Below are 19,510 nucleotides of genomic sequence, written 5' to 3'. Positions count from 1 at the left end.
TCAAATGCTAATGACTACTAGAAAATCAGATGGTGCTTTAAAAGTCAACTTGCCCAGATTGATACAATAATATGCATAAAATGAATAATAAGCAGGACCCGCGCTTGGACTGGCTATCAGTGCAAGTTATTAATAAATATAAAACCAATAAATTTGGATGATTAACTAGCCTGGCCTAATATTGCTCATTAACTATTACTGATACGAGATCCTTATGAGCCAATCAGCGCCACAAGCTGTTACATACGCTACACAGGGCAACGTGGCTGTTGTGACGATGCAAAATCCACCGGTCAATGCTTTGTCAAAATCGGTGCGCATTGGGTTAATCGACAATATCCAACAAGCGGTAGCAGATGAGACAGTGCAAGCCATAGTCATTTCGTCCAACTTGGCCTTATTCTCTGGCGGTGCGGATATCAGTGAATTTACCGGTGGAGACCTTGAACCTGCCTTACCTACAGTATTAGACATTATTGAAAACGCCAGCAAACCTGTTATTGCACTGTTGACCGGGCCGGCTTTTGGTGGTGGTTTCGAGGTGGCGCTGGCCTGTCATTATCGGGTGACCTTTGCAGATAATAAGGTGGGACTGCCGGAAGTAAATTTGGGCATTTTACCTGGCGCTGGCGGCACCCAACGCTTACCACGTTTAGCCGGTGTAGCAGCGGCCCTGGATATGATCGTATCTGGCAAGCCGGTTAAAGCAGAACAACTCGATGGGGTGTTTGATTTGTTGGTGCATACTCCCCAGGATCTGCTGAGCCAGACCATGGTTTTTTGTCAAACCATAATCGCCAAGGGCGCATCTATGCCCAGAACCTGTGACATTAAGGTTGATGTTGCAACTGCGCCGACTGAGTTGTTTGCTCAATATCGCCAAGGTTTGACACAAAAAGCCCGGGGTTTTTTTGCCCCTGAGCGTTGTATTCAGGCTGTTGAGGCTGCCGTAGAACTGCCTTTCGCCGAGGGTTTAGCACGGGAAAGTGAACTCTTTATGCAGTGTATGGGGTCCAAAGAAGCCCGGGCCCAACAGCATTTCTTTTTTGCCGAACGTGCGGCTTCCCACGTACAAGATTTTGACAAGTCAACACTTGTACGAGATATCAAAAAAGTCGGGATAATAGGCGCAGGTACCATGGGTGGGGGGATTGCCATGAATTTTGCCAATGCCGGCATTCCTGTGACGCTATTGGAGCTCAAACAGGACGCACTGGATAAAGGACTGGCGTTAATTCGTAAAAACTACGAAAACTCTGCCAAAAAAGGCAAGCTGACAGCCCAAGACGTAGAAACCAGAATGGCCCTGTTACAGGGATCTACCGAATATGCAGCATTAGGTGACGTGGATTTGGTTATTGAAGCGGTTTTCGAAAAAATGTCGGTTAAAAAGGAAGTGTTTGGCGCCCTCGATAGGGTATGTAAACCCGGTGCTATTTTGGCCTCCAATACCTCCACTTTAGACATTAACGAAATTGCGACCGCTACCTCACGCCCCGAGGACGTTATAGGACTGCACTTTTTCAGCCCGGCCAATGTAATGAAGCTGCTCGAAGTGGTTAAGGCTGACAAAACCTCTGCACAGGTGATTAAAACGGCCATGCAAATGGCTAAAAAAATCAACAAAGTTGCGGTTTTGGTGGGGGTATGTTTTGGTTTTGTCGGCAATCGCATGATAGAACCTTATGGCCGCGAAGCGGGCCGTTTGATGCTTGAAGGTGCCACACCCGAACAGGTTGATAAGGTTCTTTATGACTTTGGCATGCCTATGGGCCCCTTCACCATGGGTGATATGGCAGGCTTGGATATCGGCTTTTATGTACGTGAGTCGCGCCGTGACAAAATTGCCCATGATCCTAGTTATTGTGTGGTCTCTGATCGGCTGGTGGAACAAGGGCGAGTCGGCCTTAAAGCCAGCCGTGGGGTTTACCTTTACGAGCCGGGGCGACGTCAACCCATTCCCGATCCTGTGGTGGTGGCCATTGCAAAACAAGAAGCGCAAAAGCTTGGGGTGAAGCAGCGTGACATTTCAGAGCAAGAAATTCTTGAGCGTTGTATGTTCCCGCTTATCAATGAGGGTGCCCTTATTCTTGAAGAGGGCATAGCCGCCAAATCCAGCGACATAGACGTGATTTATGTCTACGGCTATGGCTTCCCGGTTTATCGTGGTGGGCCAATGCAATATGCTGATGAAATTGGCCTAAAAACAGTTTACGACGCCATGTGTAAGTATCGTGACGAATTAGGTGAATATGGTGGGCACTGGTTTGAACCTGCGCCGTTGTTGAAACGCTTGGCCGAACAAGGCAAACGTTTTGCTGATGTTAATTAATACCAATCCATTTATATTTAATCAATTGAGAGTAATGTTATGAAAGAAGCCGTAATAGTATCTACCGCCAGAACGCCTATAGGTCGCGCTTACAAGGGGGCATTTAACAATTTAGAAGCCCCCAGCTTGGGTGGTCATGCAATCCGTGAAGCGGTAAAACGAGCCGGTATCGACCCGGCTTCAGTGGACGATGTGATCATCGGTAGTGCCTTAACTCAGGGAAGCGGTGGCATGAATATCGGCCGTCTGGCCGCTTTGGCAGGTGATCTTCCAGTGACAGTAGCGGGCATGACACTTGACCGCCAATGCAGTTCTGGCATGTATGCCATTGCTACCGCCGCCAAACATATTATTACCGACAATGTGCCCATCATGGTTGCGGGTGGCCTGGATTCCATCAGCTTGGTGCAAAACAAGGCGATGAACAACCACCGAGTGGTGGATCCAGCTTTAGCCAAAAAACATAAAAATATCTATATGCCTATGTTGCAAACCGCAGAGATAGTGGCACAGCGTTACGGCATCAGCCGAGATGCTCAGGACGAATATGCGTTTCAAAGTCAGATGCGTACCGCGGCTGCCCAAGCGGCAGGCAAGTTTGATGATGAAATTGTGCCCTTTACCACCACTAAGGTAGTGGTTGATAAGGAAACCCGGGAAGAGAGTTTTCATGAAGTGACCCTTAGCAAAGATGAAGGTAATCGAGCTGAGACCACCCTTGAGGGGCTCAGTAGCCTGAAACCGGTTATCGAGGGGGGCTGCATTACCGCAGGTAATGCCAGTCAGTTATCTGACGGCGCATCGGCCTGTGTCATCATGAGCAGCACCTTAGCTGAGCAGCAAAATCTGAGACCCCTAGGCGCCTATCGGGGTATTGCGGTATCAGGTTGTGAACCTGATGAGATGGGTATTGGTCCCATATTCGCCGTGCCTAAGTTGCTTAAACAGCATGGTCTTACCATGAACGATATTGGTTTATGGGAGTTAAACGAGGCGTTTGCTGTGCAAGTGTTATATTGCCGGGAAAAATTAGGTATTCCCGATGAGTTATTAAACGTCAACGGTGGCGCGATTTCTATTGGCCATCCCTACGGCATGAGTGGCGCACGTATGGTTGGTCATGCACTGATCGAAGGGAAACGCCGGGGCGCCAAGTATGTGGTGTGTACTATGTGTATTGGCGGCGGCATGGGTGCTGCAGGTTTGTTTGAAGTCTATTAGATTGGCACAATAAAACATTGCTTCTAGCGTAAGGCGGACGGACGGTCAGGTAATTTTTTGTGCTGCGGTGCAGCCCACGGAGCGCGACCCTGCATCGAGTTAGTTAATAAAATTCATAAATTGATCCATACGGTGTTTTGTATTTTTCAGGGTCGACTCAATAGTTTACAGAGGTAGGAATATGCAAGGTTATAAGTCTCCACAAAAAGACGCGTTATTTGTGATGAACGAATTACTTGGATTTGAAAAGCATTATGCGGATCTGGGTTTTGAGGATGCAAGCCCGGATATGGTCGAAGCGATTTTCGGTGAAGCCGCCAAATTCAGTGAAAATGTGCTAGCCCCCATCAATGCCTCAGGCGATGAGGAAGGTTGTCGTTGGGAAGACTCTGTGGTGACTACACCGGCCGGGTTCAAAGAAGCTTACCATCAATACGTTGAAGGTGGCTGGCCTTCGATGACTCATCCTGAGGAATTTGGTGGACAAGAATTACCTTATTCTTTGGCAAGCACTATAGCTGAGTGGTTCTCCGGGGCCAACCATTCCTGGGCGATGTACCCGGGCTTAAGCCAGGGCTGTATGGCCACCATAAAAACCCATGGTACAGCTGAGCAGCAGAAAATGTTTTTGCATAAATTGGTGGCCGGCACCTGGACTGGCACCATGTGTTTGACTGAATCACATTGTGGTTCTGACCTGGGGATGCTGAAAACCAAAGCCGTGCCTAACGAAGATGGCAGTTATGACTTAACCGGCACCAAGATTTTCATCTCAGCCGGTGAACACGACTTTGCCGAAAATATAGTGCATATAGTGATTGCCCGGTTACCCGACGCTCCAAGCGGTACCCGGGGCATTTCCCTGTTTGCAGTACCTAAATTTAACGTCAGCTCCGAAGGCGAAAAGCTAGATCGTAACGCGGTCAGCTGTGGCTCCATTGAGCATAAGATGGGCATCAAAGCTTCTGCAACATGTGTGATTAACTTCGATGGTGCCAAAGGTTATCTTATTGGTACCCAGAATCGGGGTTTGAATTGCATGTTTACCTTTATGAACTCTGCGCGCATAGGCACTGGGTTGGAAGGCCTGGCGTCATCGGAAGCGGCGTTTCAGGGCGCTTTGGCTTACGCTAAAGATCGTTTGCAGTTTCGGTCCATGAAAGGCGTGCAAAATCCCGATGGGCCGGCGGATCCCATCATAGTGCATCCCGACGTGCGACGTATGTTGTTAACCCAAAAAGCTTTTGCCGAGGGCAACCGAGCACTGGTCATCTATGCGATGCAAATGGTCGATGTAACCCTGTATGGTAAGGATGAACAAGCCAAACAATTGGCGGAAGCAAAACTGGCCTTATTGACGCCTATCGTCAAAGCGTTTCTAACCGAAACTGCTCAGGAAACCACCAGTTATGGCATGCAAGTGTATGGCGGTCACGGTTATGTCAAAGAATGGGGCATGGAGCAACTAGCCCGTGATACCCGTATCTGCACTATGTATGAAGGGACTACGGGGATTCAGGCTATCGATTTGTTAGCCCGTAAAGTGGTGGGATCTAACGGTGCCTTACTGGACGTATTTATCCAGGAAGTGCGGGAATATTGTTTGAGTGTGCGGGACAAAAGTCAGTTTAATGCCTGGTCAAATGCCATTGAGGTGCATCTGGATGAATGGAAACAGATCACTGTGGATGTGACTAAACGTGCCGCCAAAAACCCAGAAGAATTGGGGGCGGCATCGGTGGATTATCTGATGTATTCAGGTTATGTCACAGTGGGATATTTTTGGTTGCGAATGGCCGTCACGGCCCAGGAGAAACTGGTGGCCGGTACGGATAACCCCGACTTCTATCAGGCTAAACTGCACACCGCCAAATTTTATTTCGACCGCTTACTTACCCGCACCCGTTCTTTGGTGTCGGCTATTGACAGCGGCGCCGAAAACTTGATGAGCATGCCAGTGGATCAATTCGATTTAGGTCTATAATCCTGTGTAATTACCTTGTCAGGCGAACGTTTACCCAAAATCATTGGAATTGCATGGCGGCGACAACCGCGTTGCGGCAAATGAATGAAACCCCTTGAGCCTAGTACACTAAGTGATTGGGGTGAATGATTGTAGCCAACAAATAGGCAGTTTCAAGGATGAAGGGTATAGGTTCGCTTTTTTATGGGGAGCGACAATGCCCATTACCCATCATTACCTGAATGTACAAAATATCCGATTGCACTATGTGCAAGCCAAACCTGAAACGTCGACTACGCCATTGAAGACCCTGATCTTCCTGCATGGTTTTCCCGAGTATTGGGGCTCCTGGTTGGCCCAGATTGAATATTTCTATGCGCAATATAGGGTTATAGTGCCAGATTTGATGGGTTATAACTTAAGTGATAAACCCACTGATCTCGAAGTCTTTCGCTTACCCAAGTTAATTGAACTGTATGCGGACTTTGTGCGCAAAATAGCTCCAAGTGAGCAAGTTGCCCTGATCGCCCATGATTGGGGAGGGGCTATAGCCTGGCCACTGGCCGCATTTCATGCACAGTTGTTTAGCCAACTGGTGATACTCAATGCCGCTCACCCCAGTACCTTCACCCGGGAAATGTTGCACAACCCAAAACAGCGGCAAAAAAGCGCTTATATCCAGCAACTTATTAGCTGTGATGCCGTTGAGGTGGTCAGTAAAGATAATTTTGCCATGCTCAGGGACATGTTATTTAACGGTATGATCGACCAGCAGTTTACGGCTTTGCAGCAAGCTCAATACCTTCGTGCCTGGGGTCAACCAGGGGCTATTGAGGGAATGCTCAACTACTATCGTGTTATGCCCAGCTTGCCATCGCTACTTCGAGGAGAAGCTACTGATCAGCACCAACGGGATAAAGTATCCGCCCAGAAAATTCCCAATATCAGGATTAACCTGCCCACCTTGATATTATGGGGCGAGCAAGATGAAGCTTTTACCCAGGATATATTAACTGGCATCGAACAGTACGTACCTGATTGCTTGATACATAGATATCCGGATGCGAGCCATTGGCTGCATCATGAACAACCAAAGTCTGTTAACCGGCAAATTGCGAGCTTTATTCAGGTCAAATTGAAGGTATAAAAAAACGGCCTCAGATGAGGCCGTTTTTTAGGACACAGGTAGCGCTACCTGCTTACCATGTTGAAACTATTACTCAATCGGGCTAAATTCGGTCGATAAGCGCCGCAACGATAGGCGAGCTGTCCATGCCGTTTTCGTTGGCCCAGTTCATGACCGTTTTGCCGTCTTGCTCAGGTGAGCTTAAATCACCTTTAGGCATTTTCTTAACCATTAACGTACCGGTTTCCACCGAACCATTTAACATCGCGGTGCGGATAAGGCTATTGCCACCGCAGCTGATACCTGAATAATAATCTTGCAATTTAAGACGATAATCGGATTGCACACGTTTCATTTTTTTACGCAGCTCACCCTTGTCATCGGCTTTTACGATAGTACAAATATTCTGTAGGGCTTCGTTTACATCGGCTTGGGCTGTGCCAGTCATGATTAATGAAGCAGCAGCGATAGCGATAGAAGTTTTAACTATTTTCAACATGGTCAATTTCTCGTGGGTTAGTAAAGTGGTATGTCGTTTCAGTGGGAGCATTAAACCCTATCGAGCTTGATTAAAAAACCTGCGCTGTGATACTTGGGTATGAAAAACAATACACCCTTAACGCCTTGTTTTAGCTCGTGATATCCCTCTGCCTGGTGTGATTAATCCCCCTAAAGTGAAATAGTGTGCGAATGCTGGGAATCACCTGAAAAAGCTGTTTCTAATGCGGCGATGTCCACCTTTTGCATTGACATCATAGCTAGCGTGACACGGTTGACAGCTGTCTGGTCTGGGGACGATAGCATTTCAATAAAACGCCGGGGAACAATCTGCCAGGACAGACCAAAGCAGTCCTTGAGTCAGCCCCATTGACTGGCACTGCCGCCGTCGTCTAACAACGCCAGCCACAAGCGATCGGTTTCGGATTAATTGTCTGTTAACACCTCTATTGAGGCAACTGCACTAAGGGTGAAATGCGCACCGCCATTGAGCGCCTGATAGGTCATGCCGCGTAGAGTGAACTCTACGCTCAGGGGGGAGCATCGGGGTCAGGACGAAAACCCCGGGAAATACCGGGTAATAAGAGAGTCCATATTGTGTCGTTTATCGAACGGTGCAAGTGTTGGTCTTTATATATAACCTATTATTGGGGCAAACTGACAATGGGTTTAAAGCCGCCAAATATCATGCGGCAGCCATCAAAAGGCATGGGGTTTGTCTCCTGGCTCAGGCGTGAGTCAAAGTGCATTTGATCCTGCATTTTTGCCATGGCGGCGTTGCGTGTTGATTTATCTGGCCATTCAATCCAGGAAAAAACCACCACCTCGTCAGTTGTTGCCTGCACGGCCCGGTGAAAATCGGTTACCTTGCCATCGGGCACATCATCAGCCCAGCACTCAACGACACGAGTGGCGCCCCATTCGAGAAATACGTTATCGGCGATATTGGCATGCCCGATAAATGCTTGTTTGTTGGCTTTTGGCACGGCTAATACAAATCCGTCTACATAGGCCATATTACAAGTCGCAGTACTAAAGGGGAGATCGACAGGACGGTGATGTTTTTTGTTTGACAGATAAGCCGCAGCCCAGATGTCCATTCGCCGGCAATCCAGCACTAGTGTCTGGAATGAGAGCGATTTCGTGCATAAAAAAACGGCCTCACAAGAGACCGTTTTTTAACGTCCAGCTAGTGCTAGCTGCTTATCACCTACCATATTAAGATTAGCTATGGATACTCAGCCTGGGCAGGTAAGTAGAGGATTAAATCCGCTCGATTAATTCCGCAAATATAGGGGAATCATTCAATCCTTGTTCGGTCGCCCAGGCCTTGACGGTTTTTCCGTCCTGCTCTGGAGAACTTAAGTCACCTCTAGGCATTTTTTTAATCATCAAGGTGCCGGTTTCCACTGAACCATTGAGCAGGGCAGAGCGAATTAGGCTATTGCCACCACAGGTGATACCCGAATAATAATCCTGTAATTTAAGACGGTAATCGGATTGCACACGTTTCATCTTTTTGCGCAATTCGCCCTTGTCATCGGCTTTCACAATGGTACAAATGTTTTGCAGGGCTTCATTTATATCGGCTTGGGCCGTACCAGTAATGATTAATGACGTAGCGGCGATAGCGATAGAAGTTTTAACTATTTTCAACATGGTCAATGCCTCAGTAAGTGTCGATACTTGGTGCAAATGTGAGGTTATTAAAGACTACTTGGAATGATTAAAAAATCTACACGTCGATACTGGGGTATGTCATCGTATACCCTTTAGAATAAAAGACACGTGTTGGGGTATTGCTTATAATGTCTAGGGGCTATCTGGGTGATAAGTCGTGACCACTTCCTCTATCAGTTTGCGCAACCATATATGGGCTTGGTCGTGATCCGCACTGACATGCCAATATAAAAAGTATTCAACTGGCGGAATATCAAAGGGCAATTCGTAGATCGATAATTCATAGTGTTTTGCCAGGTGATATGGAACACAGGCAATTAAATCGGTTTTAAATATAACACTTGGTACGGTTAGAAAGTGCTGGCTACGGATCACAACTTTGCGTTTGAGATTGAGTTTATCCAGCGCTACTTCTATTGGGCCGGCTCCGGTGCGTCGCTGAGATATATTAATATGACCCAATTGCAAAAAGGTATCCAGGCTCAGCCCCTGGCTCAACGACGGATGATTTCTGCGGGCGATAGCGACTAGTCTGTCCTGAGCAATTTTTTGTTTACATAAATGGGGATCGACAAAAGAAGCGGCATCGGCATAAAAATCCAGACTACCACTGGCCATAGCCGAGACAATAGCACTGCGGGGAATATCGTAATTGGTCAGGCTTATATTCGGTGCGCAGCTTTGTAACTTGGCCGTCAGGCGAGGCATGATGATAGCTTCCAGTAAATCCCGGGCGGCAAAGTTGTAACTGATTTCAGCTGTAGCGGGATCAAAAGTGTGGCTTTCTTGTACACTTTTGCGCAGTAAACCAAGGGCTTCTCTGGCTGGACCGATAATATTTTGTGCCACAGGCGTAGGAGTCATGCTATGGCCAGTTCGCACAAACAATGGATCGTTGAGCATTTCTCGCAGTCGGGCAAGGGAGTTACTTACTGCTGGTTGGGTAATACACAGTACGTCGGCGGCTTTAGTTAAGCTACCCGCAGTATAGATAGCATCAAAGACCGCAAAAAGATTAAGATCGATTCTATTTAAATTCATATATACATCACTTTACGTTCTGATTATGGCTAGATTAACTTAATTCCATAATTAACGTGGCTAATACTTTAGTATACAGAACATTCATTTTGATGATAGTTACCAGTTTGCTAATCTGGGTATACATTTATTAGGAGCACTGATATGCCAAAAGATTTATTGAAGTTAGCCGTAAACGAACAACTCACCCCCAGTGAATGGATGGTTATTGACCAAGCGCGTATAAATTTGTTTGCTGAGGCAACGGGGGATCATCAGTGGATCCACATAGATGAGGACCGTTGTGCCAAATACAGCCCCTTTAAATCAACCATCGCCCATGGATTTTTAACGGTTACTTTAATGTCCGAGGTCTTTTATCATATGATTAAACTCGACTCGGCCACCCAAACCTTGCTTAATTACGGCGTGGAAAAAATTCGCTTTTTAGAGCCGGTGAGGGTCAATGATCAGATTCGTTTTGTTTCAAAACTGCTAAAAACTGAGCCTAAATCGTCGGGGCTATTATTCCACTTTGAAACTCAAGCCCAGATAAATAACCGGGAAAAACCGGCATTTATAGGCACTTTTCTAATGTTATTAGTGGCTTAGCTTAATAGCATGATTTAATTTCTCAATTTATCGTTGGCCTATTGCACAGTTCAACTGGTCTAACCATTTAAAGCGCTAATGTTTACATATAAATAACATTGCATTTACATGACTGGTGTCCCGTCCTACTATCATGACGCGTTGTATTGAAGCGTTTGAAGATCAGTTACTTAGCTTAACTAAAACTATTAAAAAAATGGCACAGGGTGAGTGCGCTGCAGAAACTAGTTATTAAGCTCGATTTGAATCTAATATTCACCTTTCGGGGACACACAATGAAAATAAATACACCTTTGAGTGCGTTGGCTGTGGCGGTTTCTGCCCAGTTTTTGCTCTCCACACCTGTTGTTGCGCAACAAAAAGAAGTCGAGAAAAAAGAAGATATTGAGATGATTATGGTCACCGGTAGCTTCGTTCGGCGCAGTGAAAACTTTGAATCTCCTTCACCTTTGTCTGTAGTTGATAGTGTGGAAATTGACGCACTGGGTGCGAAAAATATCGCTGATATCACCCAAACATTAACCATCAATACAGGTGCAGAAAATAATCCTGACGCTTTCACTCAAAACGCGACCGCGGGAACATCAAATATCAATCTACGTGGTTTAGGTGTTTCTTCTACTTTGGTATTGCTTAATAACAAGCGCCAAGTGGTGACCGCTCAGCAAAATAACGCTGGTTTGAACTTTGTGGATACCAGCTCTTTGGTGCCAATGATTGCCATAGATCGCGTCGAAATCATTAAGGATGGTGCCTCTGCCTTATATGGCTCAGACGCGGTGGCAGGTGTTGTTAACTTTATTACCAAGCGCAATTATGATGGCGTCAAGTTAAGTGCTGATTATCAAGACGGCGCCCATGGCAATAACAAGGAGTATGTTATTCAAGGTTTATGGGGAGCAACCGGGGAGAAAAGCAGTCTTATTGCTGCCGTCAGTTATACTAACCGTTCACCGCTATTTATTAAAGATCGCCGCTTAAGTCGCCCACAAGATGACAGCAGCAGTTTAGGTAATCCGGGTTCCTTTTTTATTGGTGCCACGCCCTTTATTGATCCTACAGGCTGTGAAGAGTTTGGCGGTGCGCCACTTTTATTGGCACCTCCTGGCACTGTACCAGGCTTGGATGTTGGTTTATGTAAATTCGATTTTGGTAAAAATTACTCCTATGTACCAGATGAGTCGCGTTTAAATACTTACGTTAGAGCTGAGTACGAATTAAGCGATGAGCTAATCTGGACCACAGAAGTTAGTTTTGCCCGAAACCGTGCTGTGCGAGGGGGAGCACCAAGTTTTCCCATTTTAACCGGGCCCGTGGTTCCCGCCACCCACCCACAAAATCCATTTGGCACAGACGTGACCTTTTTCGGCCGGGCTGAGGGCAATGGTAAAGCGCCAGATTTCGCCAGGACCGAATCTGATACTTTCAGGTTTAATACGGCGTTGCAAGGTGAGTTGGAAGATGGTTTCTGGGAAATCAGTTACACCCAGGCCACGAATGACTTTCTATTTACCGTACCCGATGTACTTAATACCGAATTTAACCTCGCGCTTAATGGGTTAGGCGGTGGACAGTGTAATCCGTTGACAGGAACGCCGGGTGCGGGGGACTGTGAATATTTCAACCCGTTTGCCACTTCCTACACCAGCGCACCGAATTCACAATCTGTGATTGACTCCTTTACTGCTGACGAAGTTATTGATTCCAAATCTGACTTACAGGTTTTCGAAGGTTTCGCATCTTTTGATGTATTCGATATGCAAGGCGGCGCAGCCGGTGTGGCACTCGGTTTGCAATATCGGGAAGATAAACTGAGCCAGGATTATGATGCTTTGGCCAATCAAGACAGTTTTACCTTTGTTATCGGTAACCCGGATTTCCAGGGAACGCTGGATGTGTGGGCAGCATTTGCAGAAATGGCCTTACCCGTTAGTGACAATTTGGATATCCAGTTAGCGGTGCGTTACGAAGACTACGGCGGTTCAATTGGAGACACAGTCGATCCTAAAGTCGCATTTTCATTTCGTGCATCCGAGGACTTGTCGTTCAGAGGCTCTATTTCAACCTCTTTTCGTGCGCCAACGGTGTTTTTGCGTGACGGCGGTGCAACTTCATTACAACAGGTTGTTGATCCTTTGATTACTTCGGCTGCGTTTGCAGCCGTGAGAACGGTTGGCAATGAAGATCTCAAACCCGAAGAATCTACCGCTTATAATATTGGCATGTCGTTTGAACCCATTAGTGATTTTTCCATTGAGCTGGATTACTGGAATTTTAAATTTAAAGATTTGATTATCCAGGAAAATCCACAAGCTTTGCTATTCCTTAACCCCAGTGATCCAGAGCGTATCATTCGTGCTGGCGACCCACTGACCGGCCCCTTAACCCAAATTAACAATACCTTTGTTAATGCCAGCTCCCTGGAAACTTCTGGCATCGATTTTGTTACCAGCTATAAAATTGATACTGACGCAGGTATGTTTGTGCCGTCAATTAACGCCACTTATATTACCAAGTATGAGTTGGACGACCCCCAAGCAGGTAACGTCGATGGTGCAGGGCGTCGTAACTTCACTAACATTGGTACTTCATCACCTGAGTTACGCATGAATATGGGTCTTAACTGGTCGTCAGGTATGCATTCAGCCAATATATTTGCGCGTTATGTCAGTAGTTATGACGATGATCAAAACTGTTCTGACGGTACGCTTGTCACGACAGCTGGTTGTGCTAACGGCTTTAAAGAGATAGATAGTCATGTGACCTATGACGCACAATATAATGTGAATCTGGGCGGACTGTTTAACACCGATAATAGCTATGTTTTATCCTTAGGGGGTATCAATTTAACGGACGAGAATCCGCCCCAAGTCTTTACTAATAGCGGTTTTGACAGCAAAGTGCACGACCCAAGAGGGCGTCAGATATACGCCAGATTGGCCGTTGAATTCTAAGCACTGAACCAGGCTGGTAGATTAAAAACCGCCTTGGCACGTTGCCAAGGCGGTTTTTTTGTAAATAATTATCCGCATATCCTGTCAAGGAAATTGCGCTGACAGGTTTCAATTAGGCCACAAAATATGCATTATTTAGTGCTAATCTGTATTCATTACCGCTGAATATGTTTACATATATTCGTTTAAATCAAGGAGCACAGAACAATGACAGAAAAATTAACCCAGCAGCAAATAGCTGACCAGCTAGCGATACTGAACAAAGATATGGTGGCTCAGAGTCAATGGCAGATAAAAAATGACAAGCTGGTTAAAACTTTCAAATTTAAAAATTTCATCCGGGCGTTTGGCTGGATGTCGCAAATCGCCATTTGTGCCGAGAAACTCAATCATCATCCTGAATGGTTTAATGTATATAACAAGGTGGAAGTAGAACTGACCACCCATGATGTCAAAGGCATCAGTCATCTCGATTTTGACCTAGCCAATAAAATGGAATTGTTTGCCGCCTAATGTTCACACGAGCAGGCACAACAGCGCCATAGTCAGGCAGATCGTGTGATTAGTGTGCGATCGTTGTCAGAGGACCGGTTAATTCGTGTTTTTTCATCGCCAAGACTTGCGTCAACTAGCTGGCTATGTATAATACGCACCACTCGAGGAGGGAAGCTTACACAGCCAACCGATTTGATAAAGATTTCAAGCGCGGGATGGAGCAGTCTGGTAGCTCGTCGGGCTCATAACCCGAAGGTCGTAGGTTCAAATCCTGCTCCCGCAACCACTTTTTGAAACTTGGCATTCTGCCATTTTTCAGCGAGAATAGTGGACTAGGGTCCAGAAGCTAAAAGCCCCGCTTGTACGGGGCTTTTTGTTATCCTTTTTATCATATTTTTTTAAAAACTCTGGGCTTATAGCCCTTTTTTTGTTTTTGGAGCGTGGACATTGTCACAACTAGAACAAAAATTAACCGAGATGTTGACTGCACCTGTTGAAGCCCTTGGCTTTGAAATGGTTGGCGTTGAGTTTATACGTGCTGGAATACATTCCACCTTACGTGTTTACATCGACCACCCTGATGGCATCTCCGTTGATCACTGTGCAGAAGTTAGTCATCAGGTTAGTGCGGTATTGGATGTAGAAGATCCTATTACCACCGAATATAACCTTGAGGTTTCCTCACCTGGCATGGAACGTCCCTTATTTAAACTACAGCATTATATTGAATCTGTTGGCGAAGTAGTGGCGATTAAACTGAAAATGCCTATGGGTGACAGACGTAATTTTAAAGGCAAATTGCTGTGTATTGAAGACGGCATGCTTACGGTTGAGGTTGACGGGCAAAGCTTTATGTTGGCTTTCGCAAATATAGACAAAGGTAATGTCGTTCCAACGTTTGATTAAGTTGGTGACAAGCAAGGTTTTTGCTCAAGAATAATCAGTGAGGCAATAATGAATAAAGAAATTTTATTAGTGGCTGAAGCCGTATCTAATGAGAAGCAGGTTCCAAGAGAAAAGATTTTCGAAGCTTTGGAATTTGCCATAGCAAGTGCTACTAAAAAGAAATCTGAAGGTGAAATCGAAGTGCGCGTAGCGATTGATCGTGAATCGGGTAGCTTTGATACATTTCGCCGTTGGTTAGTCATCCCTGATGATCAAGTGCAAGAAAATCCTTTTGCTGAGATGACAATATCTGCTGCACAAATAGACGAGCCAGAGATTCAGCTGGGTGATTACGTCGAAGATCAAGTCGAATCGATTAAATTTGACCGGATCACCACCCAGACCGCCAAGCAAGTTATCGTACAAAAAGTGCGTGAAGCCGAACGTGCTCAAGTGATGGCCGAATACGAAGACCGTGTGGGTGAATTGGTCACTGGAACGGTTAAAAAAGTAAATCGCGATAATATTATTATTGACTTGGGCAATAACGCTGAAGGCGTGATTTATCGTGATGACATGTTACCGCGGGAAACCTTTCGTCCAGGTGACCGTGTACGGGGACTGTTATACGTTATTCGTCCGGAAGCTCGTGGCGCCCAGTTATTCATCAGTCGTACCCATGCCGATATGTTGGTGGAATTATTCCGCATTGAAGTGCCAGAAATCGCTGAAGAAACCTTAGAAATCAAAGCCGCCGCAAGAGATCCAGGATCACGAGCCAAAATTGCGGTTAAAACTAATGACAAACGTCTCGATCCAATCGGCGCTTGTGTTGGTATGCGAGGCTCTCGGGTTCAGGCCGTCAGTGGTGAACTTAACGGTGAGCGCGTTGATATAGTATTGTGGGACGATAATCCGGCCCAGTTTGTCATCAATGCCATGGCGCCAGCCGAAGTAGCCTCTATTGTCGTTGATGAAGATAACCACACGATGGATGTTGCGGTTGAGTCAGACAATCTGGCCCAGGCTATTGGTCGCAGTGGTCAAAACGTGCGTTTGGCCAGTCAGCTCACTGGTTGGGAACTCAACGTGATGACAGTTGAAGATCTCAATGCTAAACACGAAGAAGAAAATTCAAAAGTATTGGCTACCTTTACGGTCGGCCTGGATATTGATGACGAGTTTGCCTCTGTGTTGGTCGATGAAGGTTTTACTACCCTTGAAGAAATCGCCTACGTGCCAATAAGCGAGTTGTTGGAAATTGACGGCCTTGATGAGGATATGGTTGAAGATCTACGCAGCCGGGCGCGCGCCGCCTTGACGACTAAAGCACTGGCCAATGAAGAAACATTAGAAGCCTCTGTGCCTAAAGATGAGCTATTGAATTTAGAAGGTATGGAGCGTCACGTAGCCTATACCTTGGCCAGTCGCGGAATTACAGATCTTGAAGCCCTTGCCGAGCAAGGCGTAGACGAGATCACGGATATAGAAGAACTGGATGAAGAAAAAGCTGGCAAGTTAATTATGGCTGCCCGCAACATTGTCTGGTTTAACGAAGAATAAGGTCACCAAGAGGAATTATTAATATGGCAGAAGTATCCATTGAAAAACTCGCCGCCGATATCGGCACTTCGGTTGACCGCTTAGTTAAGCAGTTTAAAGATGCTGATATAGTTAAAGCGGCAAATGAAAACGTTACTGAAGATGAAAAACGTCTATTGCTGGACTATTTAAGCAAGCAGCACGGTGGAAACGGTTCGGAAGCACCGGCCCGCATGACGTTACAGCGCAAAACGACCAGTACCTTAAGTGTGGGTAAATCCAAAGCGGTAACAGTAGAAGTGCGCAAAAAACGCACTTATATCAAACGTACCGATACGGAAGAAGCGCGTTTGGCGGAAGAAGAAACCGCTCGTGTGTTAGCCGAGCAGCAAGCTCAACTTGAAGCTGAAAAACAAGCTGCTGAAAAGGCCAAACAAGCCGCTGAAGAAAAAGCCCGCAAAGCCGCAGAAGCCAAGACTAAAGCTGAGGCCGAACGTGTAGCAAGAGCAGATAAAGCTAAAAAAGAAGCAGAAGCGCGTCAGGCAGAAGAGTCACGTTTAAGCCCAGAAGAAAAAGCTGAACAAGAACGCATCCGGGTTGAAGCGGAAAATATCCGCAAAAAACAAGAAGAAGAAACTCAGCGTAAGCTTGAAGAAGACGCCAAAAAAGCCGCTGAGGAAGCACTTAAATTAACCGAAGAAAATTCACGTCGCTGGAAAGAAGAAGAAGAACGCCGTAAGAAACAAGAAGGCGAAGAAGTTCATGTACATTCCAATCGTTATGCACAAGAGGCAGAAGACGCAGATGATATTAAAATTGAACGTGGTGGTCGTAGACGTAAAAAGTCTAAGAAAAACGCCGGTTCTGATCTGAAACACGCGTTTAATAAACCCGCTCAACCCGTTGAACGTATCGTTCGTTTAGGTGAAACCATTACCGTCAGCGAACTCGCTAACAAGTTGGCGATTAAAGCCAACGAAGTTATCAAGGCCATGATGAAAATGGGTGAGATGGCTACCATTAACCAAGTGCTGGATCAGGAAACTGCGGTACTGGTTGTTGAAGAAATGGGTCATAAATACGAGTTGGTAAACGACAATGCCCTTGAAGAAGAGTTGTTGGCAGATAACGTTACTTCTGAACTTGAATCTCGCGCACCGGTTGTGACCATTATGGGTCACGTTGACCATGGTAAAACCTCTTTACTCGATTATATACGCCGGGCCAAAGTGGCAGCCGGTGAAGCCGGTGGTATTACCCAGCACATTGGTGCATACAGTGTAGAAACTGACAATGGTCGCATTGCCTTTTTAGATACTCCAGGTCACGCCGCGTTTACCGCTATGCGTGCCCGAGGCGCGACCGCTACAGATATAGTGGTATTGGTTGTGGCCGCTGATGATGGTGTTATGCCTCAGACAAAAGAAGCCATACAACATGCCAAAGCTGCTGGTGTGCCTTTGATTGTCGCCATTAATAAAATCGACAAGGAAGGTATCGATTTAGACAGAGTTAAAACTGAACTGTCTCAACTGGAAGTGATTTCAGAAGAGTGGGGCGGTGAACATCAGTTTGTTAATGTGTCAGCAAAAACCGGCGAAGGTATCGACAGTTTGCTTGAAGCTATTACCTTACAAGCTGAATTACTCGATCTTAAAGCGCCGCCTACTGGCTCAGCCAAAGGTATAGTAATTGAATCTCGTCTTGACAAAGGCCGTGGTCCGGTTGCTTCCGTATTGATCCAGGAAGGTCAGTTAAAAGCAGGAGACATTTTACTTTGCGGTATCGAATACGGTCGGGTTAAAGCGATGCGTGACGAACACGGTCAGGAAGTCACTGTAGCTGGCCCGTCTACACCAGTTGAGGTGCTAGGTTTATCCGGTGTACCTATAGCCGGTGAAGACGCTATGGTCGTACAGGACGAGCGTAAAGCCCGTGAAGTGGCCAGTAAGCGTCATACCAAGCAGCGTGAGGTTAAACTTGCTAAACAGCAAAAGGCTAAGCTGGAAAACATGTTTGCGAACATGGCAGCGGGTGATGTTAGTGAATTGAACGTAGTGCTTAAAGCGGATGTTCAAGGCTCAGTAGAAGCCATCTCTGAGTCGTTGACTAACTTGTCCACAGATGAAGTGAAAGTGAATATAGTAGGCAGCGGTGTCGGTGGTATTACCGAAACTGACGCAAGCTTGGCATCAGCTTCAGGCGCTATAGTGATTGGTTTTAATGTGCGTGCCGATGCTAGTGCCCGTCGTGTTATCGAAACCGATGAAATTGATTTACGTTACTACAGCGTTATCTACGCCCTGATCGATGAAGTGAAACTGGCGATGACAGGTATGCTGGCACCAGAATTCAAACAAGTGATCATTGGTTTGGCTGAAGTGCGTGATGTATTTAAATCGCCTAAACTTGGCGCCATCGCGGGTTGTATGGTTACTGAAGGTACCATCAAGCGTACTAATCCTATTCGGGTACTACGTGAAAACGTGGTTATCTACGAAGGCGAGCTTGAATCGCTTAGACGCTTTAAAGATGATGTACAAGAAGTTCGAAATGGCGTTGAATGTGGTATAGGTGTTAAGAACTACAATGACGTGAAAGTTGGTGACCAAATCGAAGTATTTGAAACCGTTGAAGTTAAACGGGAACTGTAACGCCTTATACAGGCACCCCCCGCTTAGTATGATGAAACGAATTAAAACGGAGGCTTAGGCCTCCGTTTTGTCTTAGCAAAAGGCACGAAACCGTGCTGCAGGAGAATTAACATGGCAAGAGAATTTTCTCGTACCGACCGGGTCGGGCAACAAATTCATAAAGAAATTGCTAGTATTTTACAAAACGAATTTAAAAACCGGGATCCGCGTTTGGGCATGGTCACCGTGTCAGCTGTGGAAGTTTCCCGGGATTTGGCTTACGCCAAAATCTTTGTGACTTTTTTCGAAAATGACGAAGAGGTGATGAATAATTATTTAAATATCCTTGTTGAAAACAAGGGTTATATTCGCACTTTACTGGCCAGTCGGATGCGTATGCGCGCCGTACCCGCGATCAAGTTTGTTCGTGACGGGTCATTGAGTGAAGGTATTCGTATCAGTAATTTGGTAGATGATACCTTGAATAAAGATAAAGAGCGGGCGCGGTTAGCCGGTCGTGACCTCGACTCTGAAAAAGAGGACTAGGCT

At 46.1% G+C, this 19,510-nt stretch carries 15 protein-coding genes and 1 tRNA gene; 12 read left to right on the top strand and 4 right to left on the bottom strand.

The genetic code is table 11. The annotated features are described in order from the left end of the window. Window positions 1-214: 214 nt before the first annotated feature. The 4 genes from AC3RV5_RS14505 (at window position 215) to AC3RV5_RS14490 (ending at window position 6,663) form a co-directional block, all read left to right on the top strand. The gene (locus AC3RV5_RS14505) at window positions 215-2,332 is read left to right on the top strand and encodes a 3-hydroxyacyl-CoA dehydrogenase NAD-binding domain-containing protein (protein WP_489728337.1); all 2,118 of its coding nucleotides are present in this window, start codon (window positions 215-217) and stop codon (window positions 2,330-2,332) included. A 39-nt stretch (window positions 2,333-2,371) separates the two neighbouring features. Further along, complete coding sequence (locus AC3RV5_RS14500; protein ID WP_489728336.1) at window positions 2,372-3,553, top strand: acetyl-CoA C-acyltransferase; 1,182 nt, start codon at window positions 2,372-2,374, stop codon at window positions 3,551-3,553. A gap of 181 nt (window positions 3,554-3,734) precedes the next feature. Continuing rightward, window positions 3,735-5,537, top strand: a complete 1,803-nt coding sequence (locus AC3RV5_RS14495; RefSeq protein ID WP_489728335.1) for an acyl-CoA dehydrogenase C-terminal domain-containing protein — start codon at window positions 3,735-3,737, stop codon at window positions 5,535-5,537. Between the two features lie 196 nt (window positions 5,538-5,733). Beyond that, window positions 5,734-6,663 carry an alpha/beta fold hydrolase gene (locus AC3RV5_RS14490; protein WP_489728334.1) on the top strand — a complete coding sequence of 310 codons (930 nt, stop codon included), beginning with the start codon at window positions 5,734-5,736 and terminating at the stop codon, window positions 6,661-6,663. 82 nt (window positions 6,664-6,745) lie between these two features. On the opposite strand, the gene AC3RV5_RS14485 is transcribed toward AC3RV5_RS14490, so the two are convergent. The 4 genes from AC3RV5_RS14485 to AC3RV5_RS14470 form a co-directional block, all read right to left on the bottom strand. Continuing rightward, window positions 6,746-7,141, bottom strand: coding sequence for a DUF3718 domain-containing protein (locus AC3RV5_RS14485; RefSeq protein WP_489728333.1), 396 nt, complete (start codon window positions 7,139-7,141; stop codon window positions 6,746-6,748). Window positions 7,142-7,784: 643 nt separating this feature from the next. Then, entirely contained in the window at window positions 7,785-8,240 is a 456-nt protein-coding gene (locus AC3RV5_RS14480) for a DUF1428 domain-containing protein (protein ID WP_489728332.1), read from the bottom strand. Window positions 8,241-8,403: 163 nt separating this feature from the next. Continuing rightward, complete coding sequence (locus tag AC3RV5_RS14475) at window positions 8,404-8,799, bottom strand: DUF3718 domain-containing protein (RefSeq protein WP_489728331.1); 396 nt, start codon at window positions 8,797-8,799, stop codon at window positions 8,404-8,406. A 153-nt stretch (window positions 8,800-8,952) separates the two neighbouring features. Next, entirely contained in the window at window positions 8,953-9,861 is a 909-nt protein-coding gene (locus tag AC3RV5_RS14470; protein ID WP_489728330.1) for a LysR family transcriptional regulator, read from the bottom strand. A gap of 144 nt (window positions 9,862-10,005) precedes the next feature. Between AC3RV5_RS14470 and AC3RV5_RS14465 the strand changes: the two genes are divergently transcribed. The 8 genes from AC3RV5_RS14465 (at window position 10,006) to rbfA (ending at window position 19,507) form a co-directional block, all read left to right on the top strand. Further along, the gene (locus AC3RV5_RS14465; protein WP_489728329.1) at window positions 10,006-10,452 is read left to right on the top strand and encodes a MaoC family dehydratase; all 447 of its coding nucleotides are present in this window, start codon (window positions 10,006-10,008) and stop codon (window positions 10,450-10,452) included. A gap of 275 nt (window positions 10,453-10,727) precedes the next feature. Further along, on the top strand, window positions 10,728-13,406 hold the full coding sequence (locus AC3RV5_RS14460) for a TonB-dependent receptor plug domain-containing protein (protein ID WP_489728328.1): 2,679 nt from the start codon (window positions 10,728-10,730) through the stop codon (window positions 13,404-13,406). A gap of 207 nt (window positions 13,407-13,613) precedes the next feature. Next, a complete protein-coding gene (locus AC3RV5_RS14455; RefSeq protein ID WP_489728327.1) occupies window positions 13,614-13,919 on the top strand; it encodes a 4a-hydroxytetrahydrobiopterin dehydratase in 306 nt (101 codons plus the stop codon). Between the two features lie 191 nt (window positions 13,920-14,110). Continuing rightward, window positions 14,111-14,187: transfer RNA gene (locus tag AC3RV5_RS14450), tRNA-Met, on the top strand. Window positions 14,188-14,348: 161 nt separating this feature from the next. Further along, window positions 14,349-14,807: a ribosome maturation factor RimP gene (rimP, locus tag AC3RV5_RS14445; RefSeq protein WP_489728326.1), complete on the top strand. Its 459-nt coding sequence runs from the start codon at window positions 14,349-14,351 to the stop codon at window positions 14,805-14,807. A gap of 48 nt (window positions 14,808-14,855) precedes the next feature. After that, window positions 14,856-16,349 (top strand): transcription termination factor NusA, encoded by a 1,494-nt coding sequence (gene nusA / locus AC3RV5_RS14440; RefSeq protein WP_489728325.1) that lies wholly within the window; start codon window positions 14,856-14,858, stop codon window positions 16,347-16,349. Between the two features lie 23 nt (window positions 16,350-16,372). After that, complete coding sequence (gene infB, locus AC3RV5_RS14435; protein WP_489728324.1) at window positions 16,373-18,982, top strand: translation initiation factor IF-2; 2,610 nt, start codon at window positions 16,373-16,375, stop codon at window positions 18,980-18,982. A 111-nt stretch (window positions 18,983-19,093) separates the two neighbouring features. Further along, entirely contained in the window at window positions 19,094-19,507 is a 414-nt protein-coding gene (rbfA, locus tag AC3RV5_RS14430) for a 30S ribosome-binding factor RbfA (protein WP_489728323.1), read from the top strand. Window positions 19,508-19,510 lie beyond the last annotated feature (3 nt).

It is taken from the genome of Paraglaciecola sp. IT1134 (genome assembly GCF_058068185.1).
This window is presented reverse-complemented; position numbering and strand designations above follow the sequence as displayed.

Excerpts from the sequence above, each read along its gene's own strand:
- AC3RV5_RS14505 (WP_489728337.1), top strand. The coding sequence starts at position 215 with ATGAGCCAATCAGCGCCACAAGCTGTTACATACGCTACACAGGGCAAC.
- AC3RV5_RS14500 (WP_489728336.1), top strand. The coding sequence starts at position 2,372 with ATGAAAGAAGCCGTAATAGTATCTACCGCCAGAACGCCTATAGGTCGC.
- AC3RV5_RS14495 (WP_489728335.1), top strand. The coding sequence starts at position 3,735 with ATGCAAGGTTATAAGTCTCCACAAAAAGACGCGTTATTTGTGATGAAC.
- AC3RV5_RS14490 (WP_489728334.1), top strand. The coding sequence starts at position 5,734 with ATGCCCATTACCCATCATTACCTGAATGTACAAAATATCCGATTGCAC.
- AC3RV5_RS14485 (WP_489728333.1), bottom strand. The coding sequence starts at position 7,141 with ATGTTGAAAATAGTTAAAACTTCTATCGCTATCGCTGCTGCTTCATTA.
- AC3RV5_RS14480 (WP_489728332.1), bottom strand. The coding sequence starts at position 8,240 with ATGGACATCTGGGCTGCGGCTTATCTGTCAAACAAAAAACATCACCGT.
- AC3RV5_RS14475 (WP_489728331.1), bottom strand. The coding sequence starts at position 8,799 with ATGTTGAAAATAGTTAAAACTTCTATCGCTATCGCCGCTACGTCATTA.
- AC3RV5_RS14470 (WP_489728330.1), bottom strand. The coding sequence starts at position 9,861 with ATGAATTTAAATAGAATCGATCTTAATCTTTTTGCGGTCTTTGATGCT.
- AC3RV5_RS14465 (WP_489728329.1), top strand. The coding sequence starts at position 10,006 with ATGCCAAAAGATTTATTGAAGTTAGCCGTAAACGAACAACTCACCCCC.
- AC3RV5_RS14460 (WP_489728328.1), top strand. The coding sequence starts at position 10,728 with ATGAAAATAAATACACCTTTGAGTGCGTTGGCTGTGGCGGTTTCTGCC.
- AC3RV5_RS14455 (WP_489728327.1), top strand. The coding sequence starts at position 13,614 with ATGACAGAAAAATTAACCCAGCAGCAAATAGCTGACCAGCTAGCGATA.
- nusA (WP_489728325.1), top strand. The coding sequence starts at position 14,856 with ATGAATAAAGAAATTTTATTAGTGGCTGAAGCCGTATCTAATGAGAAG.
- infB (WP_489728324.1), top strand. The coding sequence starts at position 16,373 with ATGGCAGAAGTATCCATTGAAAAACTCGCCGCCGATATCGGCACTTCG.
- rbfA (WP_489728323.1), top strand. The coding sequence starts at position 19,094 with ATGGCAAGAGAATTTTCTCGTACCGACCGGGTCGGGCAACAAATTCAT.